The 15,494-nt window shown below is 56.8% G+C and carries 15 protein-coding genes; 11 read left to right on the forward strand and 4 right to left on the reverse strand.

The genetic code is table 11. From position 1 onward, the window contains the following. Positions 1–208 precede the first annotated feature (208 nt). The 4 genes from FLS37_RS04015 (at position 209) to FLS37_RS04030 (ending at position 4,754) form a co-directional block, all read left to right on the forward strand. Complete coding sequence (locus FLS37_RS04015; RefSeq protein WP_157314652.1) at positions 209–1,240, forward strand: hypothetical protein; 1,032 nt, start codon at positions 209–211, stop codon at positions 1,238–1,240. Further along, a complete protein-coding gene (gene recJ / locus FLS37_RS04020; protein ID WP_157314654.1) occupies positions 1,240–2,949 on the forward strand; it encodes a single-stranded-DNA-specific exonuclease RecJ in 1,710 nt (569 codons plus the stop codon). Before FLS37_RS04015 ends, recJ begins: the two co-directional genes overlap by 1 nt. Before the next feature lie 102 nt (positions 2,950–3,051). After that, positions 3,052–4,338, forward strand: coding sequence for a chitinase N-terminal domain-containing protein (locus FLS37_RS04025; protein WP_157314655.1), 1,287 nt, complete (start codon positions 3,052–3,054; stop codon positions 4,336–4,338). Next, on the forward strand, positions 4,338–4,754 hold the full coding sequence (locus FLS37_RS04030; RefSeq protein ID WP_157314656.1) for a gamma-glutamylcyclotransferase: 417 nt from the start codon (positions 4,338–4,340) through the stop codon (positions 4,752–4,754). The genes FLS37_RS04025 and FLS37_RS04030 overlap by 1 nt, the downstream gene beginning before the upstream one ends. Positions 4,755–4,933: 179 nt before the next feature. On the opposite strand, the gene serB is transcribed toward FLS37_RS04030, so the two are convergent. The 4 genes from serB to FLS37_RS04050 are packed head-to-tail and all read right to left on the reverse strand — an operon-like array spanning position 4,934 to position 8,144. Then, a complete protein-coding gene (gene serB, locus FLS37_RS04035; protein ID WP_157314657.1) occupies positions 4,934–5,782 on the reverse strand; it encodes a phosphoserine phosphatase SerB in 849 nt (282 codons plus the stop codon). Positions 5,783–5,800: 18 nt separating this feature from the next. Then, positions 5,801–6,826: an FUSC family protein gene (locus FLS37_RS04040; RefSeq protein ID WP_157314658.1), complete on the reverse strand. Its 1,026-nt coding sequence runs from the start codon at positions 6,824–6,826 to the stop codon at positions 5,801–5,803. Between the two features lie 24 nt (positions 6,827–6,850). Then, on the reverse strand, positions 6,851–7,585 hold the full coding sequence (locus FLS37_RS04045; RefSeq protein WP_157314812.1) for a UPF0149 family protein: 735 nt from the start codon (positions 7,583–7,585) through the stop codon (positions 6,851–6,853). Continuing rightward, on the reverse strand, positions 7,563–8,144 hold the full coding sequence (locus FLS37_RS04050) for a GNAT family N-acetyltransferase (RefSeq protein WP_157314659.1): 582 nt from the start codon (positions 8,142–8,144) through the stop codon (positions 7,563–7,565). Before FLS37_RS04050 ends, FLS37_RS04045 begins: the two co-directional genes overlap by 23 nt. A 128-nt stretch (positions 8,145–8,272) precedes the next feature. On the opposite strand from FLS37_RS04050, the gene FLS37_RS04055 reads away from it, so the two are divergent. The 7 genes from FLS37_RS04055 (at position 8,273) to FLS37_RS04085 (ending at position 15,309) form a co-directional block, all read left to right on the forward strand. Then, positions 8,273–9,415: a L,D-transpeptidase family protein gene (locus tag FLS37_RS04055; protein ID WP_157314660.1), complete on the forward strand. Its 1,143-nt coding sequence runs from the start codon at positions 8,273–8,275 to the stop codon at positions 9,413–9,415. Between the two features lie 81 nt (positions 9,416–9,496). Then, the gene (locus FLS37_RS04060; RefSeq protein ID WP_198314476.1) at positions 9,497–10,528 is read left to right on the forward strand and encodes a GyrI-like domain-containing protein; all 1,032 of its coding nucleotides are present in this window, start codon (positions 9,497–9,499) and stop codon (positions 10,526–10,528) included. Positions 10,529–10,559: 31 nt separating this feature from the next. Next, the gene (locus FLS37_RS04065) at positions 10,560–10,790 is read left to right on the forward strand and encodes a hypothetical protein (RefSeq protein ID WP_198314477.1); all 231 of its coding nucleotides are present in this window, start codon (positions 10,560–10,562) and stop codon (positions 10,788–10,790) included. A gap of 60 nt (positions 10,791–10,850) precedes the next feature. After that, positions 10,851–12,350 (forward strand): serine hydrolase, encoded by a 1,500-nt coding sequence (locus FLS37_RS04070; RefSeq protein ID WP_157314663.1) that lies wholly within the window; start codon positions 10,851–10,853, stop codon positions 12,348–12,350. Between the two features lie 9 nt (positions 12,351–12,359). Next, entirely contained in the window at positions 12,360–12,716 is a 357-nt protein-coding gene (locus FLS37_RS04075) for a hypothetical protein (protein ID WP_157314664.1), read from the forward strand. Positions 12,717–12,981: 265 nt separating this feature from the next. Beyond that, positions 12,982–13,794, forward strand: a complete 813-nt coding sequence (locus FLS37_RS04080; protein WP_157314665.1) for a transporter substrate-binding domain-containing protein — start codon at positions 12,982–12,984, stop codon at positions 13,792–13,794. A 213-nt stretch (positions 13,795–14,007) separates the two neighbouring features. Then, on the forward strand, positions 14,008–15,309 hold the full coding sequence (locus FLS37_RS04085; protein ID WP_157314666.1) for a hypothetical protein: 1,302 nt from the start codon (positions 14,008–14,010) through the stop codon (positions 15,307–15,309). The last annotated feature ends 185 nt before the right edge of the window (positions 15,310–15,494 follow it).

Consider the following 15,494-nt stretch of genomic DNA (forward strand, 5'->3'; position numbering starts at 1 on the left):
GCCTAGGTGTTGCGGATAATGCAACAGCTGTAGCGACAAAATTTGAAATTACATACGCTTGCTGCTAGGTGGTGTGCGAACTTTGGATTTTATTTTTTAAATCAGATGTTTAATCGGGCATCGTGTATGGCGTGGCCGACTGTTTGCCTGCGATTTTGCGAAGCGCTTCATTTCTGATCGCCTGCGCATCCGTGTAGAATTGCGCTTTATGAAGACTGAAAACCACCAAAATCATCTCGAACTGATTATTCCGGCCAGCATCTGGCCCGATGCCCATAGCCGCCAGGCCATCTGGCGCGATCTGCCGATGCCATCACTGGCGCTATTGGCGGGGAAAGGGAAAAAAACTACACTGGCGCAAGCAGATCATGAGACGTATCTGGCCTCGCTGTTTGGCGCGGAAGTCTTGCCGGTTGCGCCCTTGTTACTGGCCAGCCAGCCCGATCTCACCCCCGGCTACTGGTTGTGCGCCGATCCGGTGACCTTGCGCGTTGATCGCGATCATCTTACCGTGCTGGGCGAGCCCTATCTTGAAGTGACGCAGGCGGAAGCCGATGCGCTGATTGCGGCGCTCAATGCGCTGTATCGCGCCGACGGATTCGAATTTATTGCGCCCACGCCGCAACGCTGGTTTGTTCGCTTGCCAGCCGATCCGGATTTGCGCTTTACGCCGATTTATCGTGCGCTGGGGCAAAACCTGAACGATGTTTTGCCGCAAGGCGCCGGGGCTTTGAAATTTAACGCGCTATTAAATGAAATGCAGATGCTGCTGTATTCGCACGCGGTGAACGATGCGCGAGATGCGGCTGGGAAAATATTAATCAATAGTATATGGCTGTGGGGTAATGGTAACCTGCCTTGTAGCGATATACCCCGGTTGGATCGGCCGCTGTTCGCCAGTGATCCGGTATTGGCTGCACTGTCGGCCAGTGCGCTGCCAGTGAGCTATTCGCATATACAGGCCCGCGATGCGGTTGTGGTGCTTGATCAATTGCGCCTGCACGCGCTGTATGGTGCGGGTTATGACTGGCAGCAAGTCTGGCTGGCCTGGGAGCAGCACTGGTTTGCGCCTGCGCTGGCTGCGCTGCGCAGCGGTGAATTGAGCAGGCTGACGCTGTCGTTTAGCGACGCGGCGCAGCAGATTGTCGTGACTCGCGCCGACTTGTGGCGCTTCTGGCGGCGCAGCGCTTTGCCTGCCCATTTCACTGCCGTGGAGTCCGCGGATGTTGGAGTTGACTGATGTCGCTGATTAAAAAGCGTGCCGTACCCGCTACGCTGGAAAAGAACTTACTCGCGGCGGGCTTTAATCCGCTACAGGCACGCTTGTACGCTGCGCGCGGCATTGCCAGCCCGACCGAGCTGGAACACGAACTCAAGCACCTGCTGCCGTTTAAGCTGCTGAAAAATGCGCCCGAAATGGGTGCGCGGCTCGCCGATGCAATTGAACAGGGCAAACGGTTGCTGATCGTCGGCGATTACGACGCCGATGGTGCTACGGCAACGACGCTGGGAATGAAAGGCCTGGCGGCCTTCGGTGGCAAGGTCGATTTTATCGTGCCGAATCGTTTTGAGTACGGCTATGGCTTAACACCCGAAATTGTCGAGCTGGCGCGCAGCAAATCGCCCGACATTATTGTCACCGTCGATAACGGCATCGCCAGCCACGCGGGGGTTGAGGCGGCCAAAGCGCATGGCATCGAAGTGCTGATTACCGATCACCATTTGCCCGCCGACACGCTGCCCGACGCGCTGATTGTCAACCCGAATCAGGGCGATTGCCCGTTCCCGAGCAAAAATTTAGCCGGTGTCGGCGTGATGTTTTATGTGCTGATGGCGCTGCGCGCAGTCATGCGTAAACGCGGTGCTTTTGCTGATAAACCCGAACCCAATCTGGCACAGTGGCTCGATATTGTCGCGCTTGGCACCGTCGCTGATGTGGTCAAGCTCGACGCCAATAACCGCATTTTGGTCGAGCAAGGTCTCAAACGTATGCGCGCAGGCCGTGCCTGCCCCGGCATTATGGCGTTGTTCACCGCTGCGGGGCGTTTCTATGGCCGCGCCAGCTGCTTTGATCTGGGCTTTACGCTCGGCCCGCGCCTGAATGCGGCGGGGCGGCTCGACGATATGAGTTTTGGCATCAATACCTTGTTGGCAACGAGTGAAGAAGTCGCGCTGCCGCAGGCCAGAGAGCTCGATCAGCTTAACCGTTCGCGCCGTGAAATCGAGCAGGGAATGCGCGAAGAGGCCGAGCGCGCGCTGATCAATGTCGACGTGGCCGACCGCTACAGCATTAGCCTGTATCAGGCCGACTGGCATCAAGGCGTCGTCGGGATTGTGGCGTCGCGAGTTAAGGATCAGTTCCATCGCCCGACAATCGTCTTTGCGGACGGGGCAGATAGCAGTGGTGCCGATGATGACGAAATCAAAGGCTCAGGTCGCTCAATCCCGAGTCTGCATTTGCGCGATGCGCTTGATCTGGTGTCCAAGCGCCATCCGACTCTGATCAAAAAATTCGGCGGCCACGCGATGGCGGCGGGGCTGACTTTGCTGCGCAAGGATTTTGCTGCGTTTGAGGCTGCTTTCGAAACTGTCTGCCGCGAGCTGCTCGATGAAACCCAATTGACGCGCGTGATTGAAACCGACGGCGAATTGCCTAGCCGCGATTTGCAGATTGTCACCGCTGAATTGCTCGACAAGCAGGTCTGGGGGCAGGGCTTTCCCGCGCCGGTGTTTAGCGGGCAGTTCCGCGTGCTTGAGCAGCGGATTGTGGGCGAAAAACACAGCAAGTTAAAATTAAGTAACACTGACGGTATCGTGCTGGAGGCTATGCGTTTTAACTGGTCTGAGCCTATACCCCGTGATATTCATGCCGTGTATAAAATCAGCGTGAATGAATTTCGCGGCGAGCGGATATTGCAGTTACAGTTAGATTATTGCGAAGCCATTTAGTCGGTTTCATCGGCTAAATACGCCAATTGCCCTTGTTAAAACCCTTTGATGGCAAAGTGCGCAGGCATCAGTCAGTTGCGATACCCCGGAAGGAAAGCCCGAATGCGTTTATTACCTTGGTGTTTTGCCTTGCTCTGCGTGCAATCGCAGGCCGGGATCTTACTGTCCGCCAGCGAGGCAGCGCGGCGCGAGCAATTGGCGTGTTTGCCGACGGCAATTCTGGGGGTGCTGGAATGCGAGCAGCTGGCGGCACCCGCGCCCGCGCCGGGCAATGCCCCGGAAATCAAGCCCGCCGAATTTGTCGCCAATAGCGGGCCCAGTATCCCGGCGCAGCAAGTCGAGCAGCCCATGCTGCCTGCACTCGACCCCATCCCGCCGCGGATGAAGGCCGGGCGGCTCACTTTGGCGTGGGATATCTGGTTTGGCACGGCCGCTCAGTGGTGGGAGGTGTGGGATAACGACCAGTTGCGCTACCGTGGCCGCGATTTCTCGCGCCGCATCAAGGCCACGCAGGCCGGTACCATTAATGTTTCTGGTGGGGCCCCTGCAGAAAACCAGATTACAGATAGCCAGATGGTCGATGGGGCAGCAGGCCCCATGCAAGCGGTGCAAAGCGGCAGCTTCCAGATCGCCAGGCTAATACCGGGTGAGCATCGCTTTGTGATCAAGCTGTGCAATGGCACGCTGGAAGCGCCGGTGTGCAATCAAGCCAGCGCCAGCACCTGGGTCGACGCGGTCAGTGGTGACGACGATGAAGTGCAGGCGGGCGAGCCCGGCGCACCGTCGCTTGCCTGGATTCCGCAGGTGACCACCGACGGCAAGGTGACCGTGGCGTGGAATCTGTGGTGGGGTACAACGGGCACACACTGGGAAGTACTGAACGGTAGCAAAGTGATTTATCGCTCCGATAAATTCAGTGACGAGACTGAAAACAGTCAGGCCGGAACGGTGGACGTGCCGCTGGCCAATGGCGAACATCAGCTGGCGGTGCGCCTGTGCCGCCAGATGCAGTGTACTCGCTCGGATGTGCTCAAAGTCGATGCTATGCTCGGCCCAGAGCTGGCACCCGCCAAGCCCGCGCTGGCGCTGTACACGCCGGATGATCCCGAGCTGGGCGAGGGGCTGTTGCCCACGCAGGTCTTGCTGAGCTGGAAAACCGAGCAGCCCGGTATCACGCCGGATCGCTGGTTATTGCTCGATGAAACCACACGCGAAGTGCTCGCCAGTCAGTTGATCAAAGCCGATTGCGGCAATGGCGTCTGGTGCGGCAGCTGGCAAGGCGTGCCCGCTACGCGCCCCGCAACCTGGCGGGTGAAGCTGTGTCAGGCCAAGCGCTGCAGCGATAGTGACACCATCGACATCCCCGGCATCGAGCTTGAGGCGCGCTGATGGCATTGCAGCAGAAGCCGCAGCAAGGCGGGGTTTATCTGTTTGTCTACGGTACGCTCAAGCGTGGACTGAGTAATCATCACTGGCTGGGTGAGGCTGGGTATATTGCTGAAGCCCGCACCACAGCTAGCTTTGCGCTCTATACCATTGAATATCCCTTCCTTGCCAAAACCCCGGCGCTGTATCCGGTGCACGGCGAGCTCTATCTGATCAGCCCGGCCGATCTGGCGCGGGTCGATCAGCTGGAGCAGCACCCCGACGACTACTGTCGCGAGCCAATCGAAGTGCTGACCCGCCAGGGCGAGCGCATGATGGCTTGGACTTATTTTCACCCGCAACCTCGCGGCATTCTGCTGCCCGATGGGGTGTTTATCGAAGAAGGCTGCGCAAGCCTACAGCCGTCGCAGCCGGAATAAAACGCAATTCTCCGGCTTGTGCTTGTAGGGGTATTTCTCTGTATTTATTGCTGCGTTTATGTTATGAGGGTATACCTGTGTAGGGTACACTGAGCGATAGCGAATTGCACCATGTTGTGAAGCACCCCAAGAGTGCTTGTGTCGCGGCATAATTCACTGCGCTCGGTACGCCCTACAACTCAGCAAAAATAATTCAACACGCCTTCCATGCCCACGGTGTTGATTACATACGGTGCCTCAAGCTGAACTTTCGGTTTGGCGTGCAGCGCGACGCCAAATCCGGCCTCGTGCAACATGGGCAAATCGTTGGCGCCGTCGCCCATTGCCACCACCTGATCGCGGCGCAGGCCCAACATGTCGCGGTGTGCGATCAGCTCGCTGCGTTTGCGCTCGGCATTGATAATGTCGCCCACCACGCGGCCGGTGAGCTTGCCGTCCTCAACTTCTAATACATTCGCAATTGCGTAATCCAGCCCCAGCCGCGCTTTGAGTTTTTCGGTGAAGAAAGTAAATCCGCCGGAAATCAGTAGAGATTTGGCCCCGGCTTGTTTAAAACCGGCCAGCATCACTTCTGCACCCGGCATCAGTTGCAAACGCTCTTCGTAAACGCGATTGAGCGCCGATTCTTCCAGCCCGGCCAGCAGCGCCACGCGGCGCGTCAGGCTTTCGTTGAAATCCAGCTCGCCACGCATGGCGGCGGCGGTGATGTCGGCCACTTGCGGCTTGATGCCAAACATGTCGGCGATTTCGTCGATGCATTCGATGGTGATTAGCGTTGAATCCATGTCCATGACGATCAGGCCAATATCACGCACGCTAAGGTCTTCGGGGATAAAGGCGTAATCGAGTTGGTTTGATTCGCAAAAATCGGCGACGGCTTCATCGTTTTCAATTTCTGCACCGTGCAATTTAAACGCGTGCTGCGAATTTTGCTGCACGGTTTCGATGCTGTGTGCGCCAGAGAGGCGGGCGAGCTGTTTCAGGTGCTGGGTTTCGATATGCGGGGCTTGGATAACAAGACGGTACATGCGGTGCTCTCGTAAAGGCTAGTGAGGATGTTGAGGTTTAGTAGTCAGAATTTCGTACACCATGGCAAAAATGGCGGCAATCAATGCGCCAAGCAGGGTTTCAATAATGCGCATTTCGGCAAAGTGCCGCGCCGTTTGCCCGCTGACGCCCAGTAGCGCCAGGATCAGATACATGGTGAAGGTCATTTGTGCGGCGACATACAGCAGGCCGTTGGCAAATGCCACCGGCAGCAGCGAGCCCGCCACAATGATCAGCACCAGCAATTGCCAGTTGGAATGATTCGGAAAAACCAGCAGCCAAGCCAGCGCCGAGGCGAGCAAGACGCCCAGCAGCCGCAGCCAGATGGTCGATCCGGTGCGATTGGGTTCGGGGCGAAATACCATCAGCGTGGTCACTGCTGCCAGATTGGGTGCATACAGATTGAAGGCGTGCGCGGCAAAAAAACTGCTCGCACAAGCCAGCGCCAGAAAAACGCCAAAAGTCAGCCCCGCCGTTTCACCTGCTCGTAGCTTGAGCCAGTCCTGCCGCCAGTGTGGCGGCAAAGGCAGCGCGACAGGGTTGTTGATGCGCGGCGCAAAAAGTGTGCTCAGCGTCATCGTGGCTGCTGCGCCCAGCAGATAAAGCGGCAACATGTCGCCACTGATCATGGTGCCGGGGTAACCGACCAGATAGGCCGCAGCCAGCATGCGTAGCTTCATATCAAGCGCAAAACCGGCGGCCAGCTTGCTGCCGATCAGGCTAAATAGCAGCACCACGCCGCCCAGCCACAGCAGCCAGCTGCTATTGAGCAGCAGGCTCAGACAAGCTGCGCCCAGAATCAGCGTATTGCCCAGCAGCATGCTTTCCAGCCGCAGGCGGCGTGTGCTGCCCATGTCCATAAACAGCGTCACAATCACGCCAAAACCGGCGTAGGCCGCGTGGCTATGCTGCCCGTTCAGCACAAACCAGCCCATCGGCAAGCCAAATGCGAGCGCGCCCAGCAGCATGCGCGAGGCATGAAACGGGTTGCGCGCGGGTTTAATCAGTTGGCGCCAATTGGGCATGGTCGGTATTGGCCGAGGAGGCGCTTAAGCGCCGTGGCACTTTTTGAATTTTTTACCCGAGCCGCAATGGCAGGGGTCGTTGCGGCCCACTTTGGGCTCTTCGCGCACCACTTGCTCGACCTTACCGAATTTCTCTTCCAACACGTAATACATTACGTCTTCGATATGCCATGGCAGCTCAGAAACACGCTCCTGACGCTCTTTGATGCTCAGTAGTTTCAGCGGCTCGGCACCGACTTCATCGCTAGGCGATTGGTCAGCCTCGTCACCGTCGCTGGCCGCCAGCGCGAGGATTTTCTCCACCGCGCTATCGAGCTCTTCATTGGCTTCGAGCAGTGCATCCCACGCTTGGGCGCGCGCTTCGATGCCGGCGTAAAAGCCTGAGGCCCAGTATACGCCCGAGGTTTCCTGCCATTTTTCGTCCTGATCTTCATCCGACAGAATCACCGGCACATACAGCGGGTTTTCACCCGGATTATCGCGGCGACTCACCGAGAAAGCGGCTTTGATGCTGGCTGCGTGCTGGCGGATCAGGCCGAAAATTTCATCGGCTTCAGCGTGGTCTTCAAATTCGGGCGGCGTGCCGGCAAAAATCGCTGGTAGCCATTCTGCTTCGGGGACGTCCTCCGGGCCGATGGCCAGCGCCACCAGAAAGCCATCGAGCATTTCGATGTCCATGGTTTCGCCGGGGGTGCGCGGCGACATCAGAAAGCCATCAAGTTGTTCCAGCTGATCGTCAGTGAGTAGTTTGCTGTTCATATTTAATTTTCCATTTGGTCAGATCGGCGACCAGCCAGTCGCTAAAGTCGTGTTGTTCGGCGTGAAAGCCATGTTCCAGAAAGAAAAGCCGCGCATTGTTGCTACTATAAATTTGCAGGGAGTTGATATTCATGCACTGCGCATTGAGGGCCAGCTCGGCCAGCAGCGCACGGCCAATGCCGCGACGCTGCCAGCGCGGGGTGACATAAAACAGCTTGATTTCGCCATCCTGATTGAGCTGCACCACGGCGACTACTTCGTCACCCATCTGGGCCACCAGCGTAATGGCGTGATTGGGCTCAGGCTCGTGCAGCAGGCTGTTGGCGGTTTCATTCCAGCTGGCCAGAAATTCGGCAACATCGGTTTGATCCAGCGCGGTGCACGCTTGCGTGGCTTCGCTAATCGCCAGGCTGGCGCTGGCGAGGTCTTTGTTTTGTATGGGGCGGATAATCATGGGCATGGCGCGATTATACCGTGTTGTTTCCGGCACTGCTGCGCGCTCAGGCAGAAGATGGCTGGCTGGATCTGCCTGATATACCGCACTTTTCGTGGTCGCCATTAAAACTGGGCACAAACTGTGGCATTGATTACGACTTCCTTTCATGTGTTTGCGGGTGAATTTGAAATGGTGGCATATTGGCTGACCTGCACTGATTGATCTGTACATTTCGCCCGGAGGATAGACCTATGTTTGCCCGCTGCTTGCTAGTTTTCGCCCTGAGTCTGCCAGCATTGTCCGCGCAGGCCGTAGAGCAAGCCGAAATCAGTGCGCTGGCGCAATACGCCCAGTCGCTGGCTCCGGGTAACGCAGATACTTCTGCCACGCAGCTCAGTGCGCAGCGGCCGCTGCGCCGGGGCAGCAAGGGCGCGGACGTTGCGCTGGTGCGCCAGCGGCTGAACGAGCTGGGTTTTTCGCTGGCCAAAAGCACCGAGTTTGATACCGAGCTGGACGCCACCGTGCGCGAATATCAGCTGGGCTTGCAGATGAAAGAAGACGGCATTATCGACAAGCAGACCCGTTTTAATCTCAACCTCACCGATGCGCGTAGGCGCGAGCTATTGCAGTGGCAGCTGCCGCAAATGCAAAGCCTGCGCGAGCAAGCGCCAGCACGCTATGTGGTGATCAATATTCCGGCCTACACGCTGGTTGCGTATGAAAATGGTCAGGCCGTGATCCGCTCCCGGATTGTGATCGGCAAAAACGACAGACCCACACCGCTGCTGCGCACGCAAATTGCCGCGATCAAATACAACCCCAACTGGAGTGTGCCGCCGGTGGTGATCAAAAATGATCTCACCAAGGATGGCACGCTCAATCTGGCCAAGGTACAAAAGCATCGCCTGCGCATGCTCGATACTGAGGGCAATGAAGTTGACCCCGCCGCCGTGGCGGCAGCCGGTGAAACCGATCTGGGGCGCTACCGCTATGTGCAGGACCCCGGGGCGAAAAATGCGCTGGGGCGGCTTAAATTCGAGCTTACGGCCAGCAATGGCATTTATTTGCACGACACGCCGAGCAAGGGTCTGTTTGGCAAGGAAAATCGCGCCGCTTCGTCCGGCTGTGTGCGGGTGCAGGAATGGCAGGCGCTGGCATCGTGGGCGCTGGGCGTGAACGAGCAGCAAATCAGCCGCCGCATCGCCAGCAAGAAAACCTATACCGAAGCGCTGGCCGAGCCGGTGCGCGTGTATTTTGTCTACTGGCCCGCCCAGATCGAGGGCGAGGGCATCCGTTGGTACGATGACATCTACCGCGCCTATCTCAGCCCGCGCGGCGTCAATAGCGCACTGACAACACACACTTCCGGGCCGCCATCCACTGTCAGCGAGTAAAAAGAACTAACCGGGTATATCATCCCAGCTCTTTGCTTTTGACGCTGATGGAGCCATACCCTGCAGGGTATGGTCAACGCTATGTCCAACGATTACTCCCGCCGCATTCATCTGGCGCAAGACTATATCCGCCGCCACTGTGAAGAAGATCTGTGTCTGGCTGATGTGGCCAGCGCCGCACATCTATCGGCTTTTCATTTTCACCGGGTGTTTACCGCTTTCACCCATGAAACGCCGAATGACTTTTTGCGCCGTATCCGGGTTGAGCGTGCCGCGCACATGCTGTTTGTGCGGCCAGCGATACCGATGCTGGAGATTGCCGTGCAATGCGGCTTTAAATCGCAGGCGCTGCTGGCGCGAGCTTTTCGCGCGCACTTTGGCATGACCGCCAGCGAATGGCGCAAAGGCGATTTCTGGCAGCACGACGGGCAATTCTGGCGCTGGCGCGACAGCTCGGAGCAAAAAGACAGCAAGAATTGCAAAACGAGCGAGCCTGCTCCTCAGCTACTATCGGGCCTGTATTTGCAGCGCAGCGAAGAATTTGTCGCCGTGCGGCAAGGGCAGCGCCCATGCTATATCCGCGATTTGCGCATTGAACACAAGCCCGCATTTCGCCGTGCCTATATCTGGCGGCAGGGCGTGCAGGGCGAGCAAATACTTGATCTGTGGCGCGAGCTATTACAGTGGGCGGTGATGCAAGGCTTGATGCGGCCCGATTTAATGGGCTCGGATTTGCTGGGGATCGCACGCAGTATCGACAACCTCAATATCACCGACGTGGCCTTGTGCCGCTACGAAGCGGGCTTTGTGGTGGATGAAAATCGGGTGCTGAGCGCCGCGCAGCGCAAGGCCGGCCATTACGACATTCTGTTTGACGAGATAGCCGGCGGGCAGTTTGTAGTGATTGATTTTGCGGGGCGGATGGCCGATGAGGCGCTGGTGGTTGAGTATTTTTACAACTACTGGCTACCCACGAGTGAGTGGGAATTCGCCGATCGCGCAGGCTATCTGGAAGTGCCAATGAGCAATGCGCAGCAGCGCTTGCACACCGACATGCAGATCCACACTCGCTGGTATTTGCCGGTGCGCAAGCGGCGCAGATTGAAAACATAAACCGAGAAGGCAAGCCGAACGGGGGTAGAGAATGAAGGCAGTCAGCAAAGTTGGCAGAATGATCACCCCACACAATCCCTCGGTGCTGCCGCTATTGATGATTTTGCTGGCCTGTCCCGCATTGGCCGCCCCCAAAACCACGCACGCCCCACGGCGCGATTTTTGCCGCGTGGTGTGCGAGCAACCGAGTTTGTCCGGCAGCAACCGCGAACGCTTCAAACCCGTCCGCTGCACCCCCTGCGCTGAGTTAGATATGTGCTAGTAGGGGTATATATCTGAGGATCAATATAGATATGACTTATGGCTTGATACAGAGGGGAGTATGTATAAATCAATCGCAATTTCCTTGGCCATCACGGCCAGCGTGCACGCCGCCGAGTTACCCAGCGCCAGCCCGGAATCGCAGGGTTTTGATTCCAATAAGCTCGCTAGCTTGCTGCAAATGATAGAGAGCGAAGGCTGGGCGATTGATAGCCTACTGCTGATGCGCAATGGCAAAGTGGTACTCGATAGCTACTTCTATCCCTATGCACCTAATCAATTGCACGATATGCGCTCGGTCACCAAGTCGGTGGTCTCGACGCTACTGGGCATCAGCCTGCAGCAGAACAAACTGAGCAGTATAAAACAGCCCGTACTGCCGTTTTATCCGGCGCTGGCGCGCAAAGAGCGTGATGCGGCCAAGAAGAAGCTGACGCTGGCGCATTTGCTCGATATGCGCTCTGGCCTGCAGTGGAATGAATGGCCATATACCCCTGACTCGACGATTTACCAGATGTATCGCAGCGCCAATCAGCAGCAATTTGTGATCGGCCAGCCCCTGTCTAGCAAGCCAGGTAGCGAATTTAGCTATAACGGCGGCAATACCAACCTGCTCTCGGGCGTGATAGAGCAAGCCTGGGGCGAGACTATGGCGCAAGTGGCGAGCAATCAATTGTTTGCCCGGCTGGGGATTGCCGATTATCGCTGGGCCAGCGATTCGCAAGGCCATACCATCGGCGAAGCAGGGTTATACCTCAAACCCACCGATATGGCCCGGCTGGGGCAGTTCTGGCTGGATGATGGGGTGATCGCAGACGAGCGTTTGCTGCCCGCAGGCTGGACGAATCAACTGCTCGCCGAGGGTTTGCCCGCCGCCTTCGGAATGCAATATCGCCGTGGATTCTGGATCAACCCCCAGCAAGGCATTTTTCAGGCGCAAGGGCGGCATGGGCAGATGATTATTGCCTCACCGAAAGATCGGGTGGTCATGGTGGTTACGGGCAAATTCAATGAGCAAACCAAGGAGTGGTACGAGCTTTATCCCTTGCTAACACGCTCAATGAATGAAGCGCCGCTAGCGGACAACCCGGCGGCGCAACACAAACTGAACACCGTGCTTGCCTCAATAGCCAGCGCCAAGCCGGAGGTTAACTCCATCCAGATCGGCCAGCAGTGGCACGGCAAGCAATGGCAGCTGGACGACAATCCAAGCGGAATGAGTTCGATCGAACTCACGCCCGATCTAGGCGACGCCGGTGCTATGAATTGCCGCGTGGAATGGTCGAATCAAGCGGCTTGGCGTTCCCACTCAGCGGGTAGTGAGTGGAAAGTCGGTTTTGATGGCGCGTACCGGCTGCAGAGCGATCCGCAGCAAAATGGCGAGATTCTGGCGCTGCGTGGCCGCTGGCTTGACGCCAATACTTTGCAGTTGCAAGCCCAGTACCCTTCGGGTGGTATGAAGTGGGAATATGAAATGCGCTTCGAAGGAGAGTCCGTTGCCGTGAGTCTGGCGGATAACGAAGTCTTTGATGTGAAATTTTCGGGTCATCTCAATCAATAGGGTCGGGTTATGGAATTTTTTTACAGCTATGTTTTCCCCACCCTCATTCTGGGTTCATTTATTGGCTCTTTGCTGTATCTGGTTTGTGCGCGTCTGGTGTATGACTATTTAAAAGACCACTACCACGACGCGCTGCCGGAAAAAAACACCATCGCCTTTGGTGATGCCGATGATGGGATGGGCGCGTATATTGCTGCGGTGTGGTATGCGTCCAGAACTGGCGGCTATAAACGCATTCAGAGCAATACCTGGCTTTATTTTTATCAGGCCACGCGGGTGCTGGGCGCGTTCACCGGCCTGTGCCTGCTCTTGCTGGTGGGCTCTTTTTTTCTGTGGCAGGAGCTCAAGGCGCTGCTGATGGCCTGATGCGGCGTAGCAAAGCGCTCACTTAAAATCAGAAAACCGCGCTCGGCTTTGCTTCAGGCCAGAATCGGTACGGATGCGATCGGCAAAGCAAAGCCCCGCAGCCCTTGTGCGCTTACTTCGCTCTTTCACCGGATGAGTTATTTCCCCAACAGGCTGCCGCCTGATTTTCCCCTACACTGCGCCCCTGTCTGCGTTTGCGCGATGCTGTAAGTCATTGGCTAAAAAGCAGTTACATTAATAGAGACGTGGCAAAAACAAGGGGAAAATGATGATTAAAACGCTCTGGGGTATTGTGCTGGCCTTAACGATCAACGCCGTGCACGCGGCTTCGCTGGAATCGATACAGCGCAATGGTCTGATTGTGATTGGCGTGCGTGATTCTTCGCCGCCATTTTCACTGCTGGACCCGCAAACGCGCATTCTGAAAGGCTATGACATTGAATTTGCGCAAGGCATTGCCAAGCGTTTGAATGTGAAGCCTGTATTTAGAACGCTGGAGTCCAATGACAGGCTGCCATGGCTGCAGCAGGGCAAGGCCGATATCGTGGTGGCGGTGCTCTCGCGCACGCCAGAGCGGGAAAAGCTGGTGGATTTTAGCGTGGGCTATTTTGTGACCGATACCCGTGTGCTGGCCAAAAAAGGGCGCTTCAAGTCCGAGCAGGATCTGGCGGGTGCTTATCTGACGGCCGTGAATGCCTCCACCGGCGCCAAGCTGATTCGTCAATCGTTTGCCAAAACTAAGCTGGCCGAATTTGATGATGTACCGGAAACTATCAAAGCGTTGAATGCCGATATTGTCGAAGGCGTGGTCGACGATGCGCCTGTGCTGGCGATGACGCTCAATAAAATGCCCGAAGCACAGCGCCAGCGCTACGCCATCAGCGATTTTGCGCTAGCGCTGGAAGTGTATGCCGTGGGCATGCCCAAGGGCGAAAAAACCCTGCAAGCGGCCATCAATCGTGCGCTGGTCGAGATGGAAACCTCCGGCGAAGCGGCAGCCATATTCAACCGCTGGTTTGGCCCGCAAAGCAACGCGCCCATTTCCCGTATTTTCAAAATCAGCCCCAGCAGGAACTGATCAAGCCCTATATTTAACGGCCAGCCAAATCGCTCGGGTTGAAGCCTTGAGCTGGCCGATTCAAGCTGATTCTGGCCGAGTCTGCAGCGGATTGGGCATCAATCCGGTTTACGGTTGGCCCGCTCCTGTAGCAGAAGTCTTTGCTGCTATTGACTTCAGGCTGACAGCGAAGTCTGATAGAGTGCTTAGCATTCTCCTCTGCCTATCTTTCCCATGCGCCAGCCTGCAATTGCTCCTTTTTGGGAGCGCTTTCCTTTCTTTTTTGCCTATCCGTTCAAATTTGATTCGCTACTGAGCCTTTCCTTGCTGTCGATAGCTTTCTGGCTACTTAATGTCGTCAGCGACGGCGGGATCATTTATTTCGTACTGAGCGGGCTGTTGTTCGTCGCGCTGCTGCGGCATGCGTTCAAAGTATTGGAGCGTATTGCGATGGGTAAGGCGGATGAGCAGGCCTGGCTTGAAAACACGCAGGAGCACCCCTACCGGCCGTACAAGCAGTTTCTGGTACTGGTGATCGGCGCTGCGCTGATTCCCTTGCTGGCCGGTCTGGTCGGGAGTGCCTTTGGCGAGCTGATGGGTCAGGTTGCGCTGATTGTGGTGTCACTGGGTTTGCTGCTGCTAATTCCGGCCAGCATCATGGTGCTGGCCTTGACTGACGACCTTGCCGAATCGATGAATCCGGATGAGTTGTGGCGGATCATGCGCACGATTGGCTTGCCCTATCTGGGTTTGTGGGGATGTCTGAGTTTGCTCACAGGCAGTGGCGCCGCAGCGTCCTCCTTGCTGCTGCCGCGCTTGCCCGAGGCGATCACGCCGCTGTTGTTCTTCTTTATCAATATGTACTTCGTGATCGTGATGTACGCCTTGATGGGCTATGTGCTGCACCAGTATCACGAGGCACTCGGCATTGAGCAGAGTGGTGGCGCCAAGGCACAGGTCGAGAATCCCGCAAAATCCGACGCACGCAGCCAGCTTGCCCAAGCCGGAGAGCTGGTGCGCTCAGGGCAAGTTGGCGAGGCTATCCGCTTGCTGGCTGGCGCTGTGCAGGCCAATCCGCAGGATCTAAGCTTGCGCGAAGGTTATTTCAAGTTGCTGCTGGCATCTGCGCCACATCGCGGCGAGCTGCCGCGCGAAGCGGATCGCTATTTGTCGTTTCTGCTGCAGCAAAAACGTGACGATCTTGGTTTGCGCGTACTGGAGTCCGTTCGCCGTCTTCATCCGGCCTATCTACCTGCGGATGGGTATGTGCGTGCCGCGCTCGGCCGGGCGGCACTGAATGCGCATCGGCACGATCTGACGCTGATGCTGGTTAAAGGGTTCGACCAGCAGTTTGGCAATCATGCCGCCTTGCCTGAAATACTGCTGCTGGGCGCACGGCTCGCTTCCGAGCATCTGCGCAACGATGCACAGGCGCTCAAAATCCTCGATATGCTGTTGCAGCGTTTTCCTAACCATGCTGTGCGTGATGAAGCGCTGCAATTGCAAACGGTGATCCAGCGCTTGCAGACCTCGTAGCGCTCACGCATACCCTGCTATGTATTGCCTTAAAGCCAATATATGAATTGTCCTATATCCATATACCCATGCTTCGTAGGTCGGGTTAGGCCTTCTCTATCGTTCGAAAGATCGCAAACGTGAAAAGGCCGTAACCCGACATTTTTTGTCAATTCAAGAGCTTGTCGGGTTACGGCCATCATGCG

Source organism: Chitinibacter sp. GC72, from assembly GCF_009760905.1.
Taxonomy (GTDB): Bacteria; Pseudomonadota; Gammaproteobacteria; order Burkholderiales; family Chitinibacteraceae; genus Chitinibacter.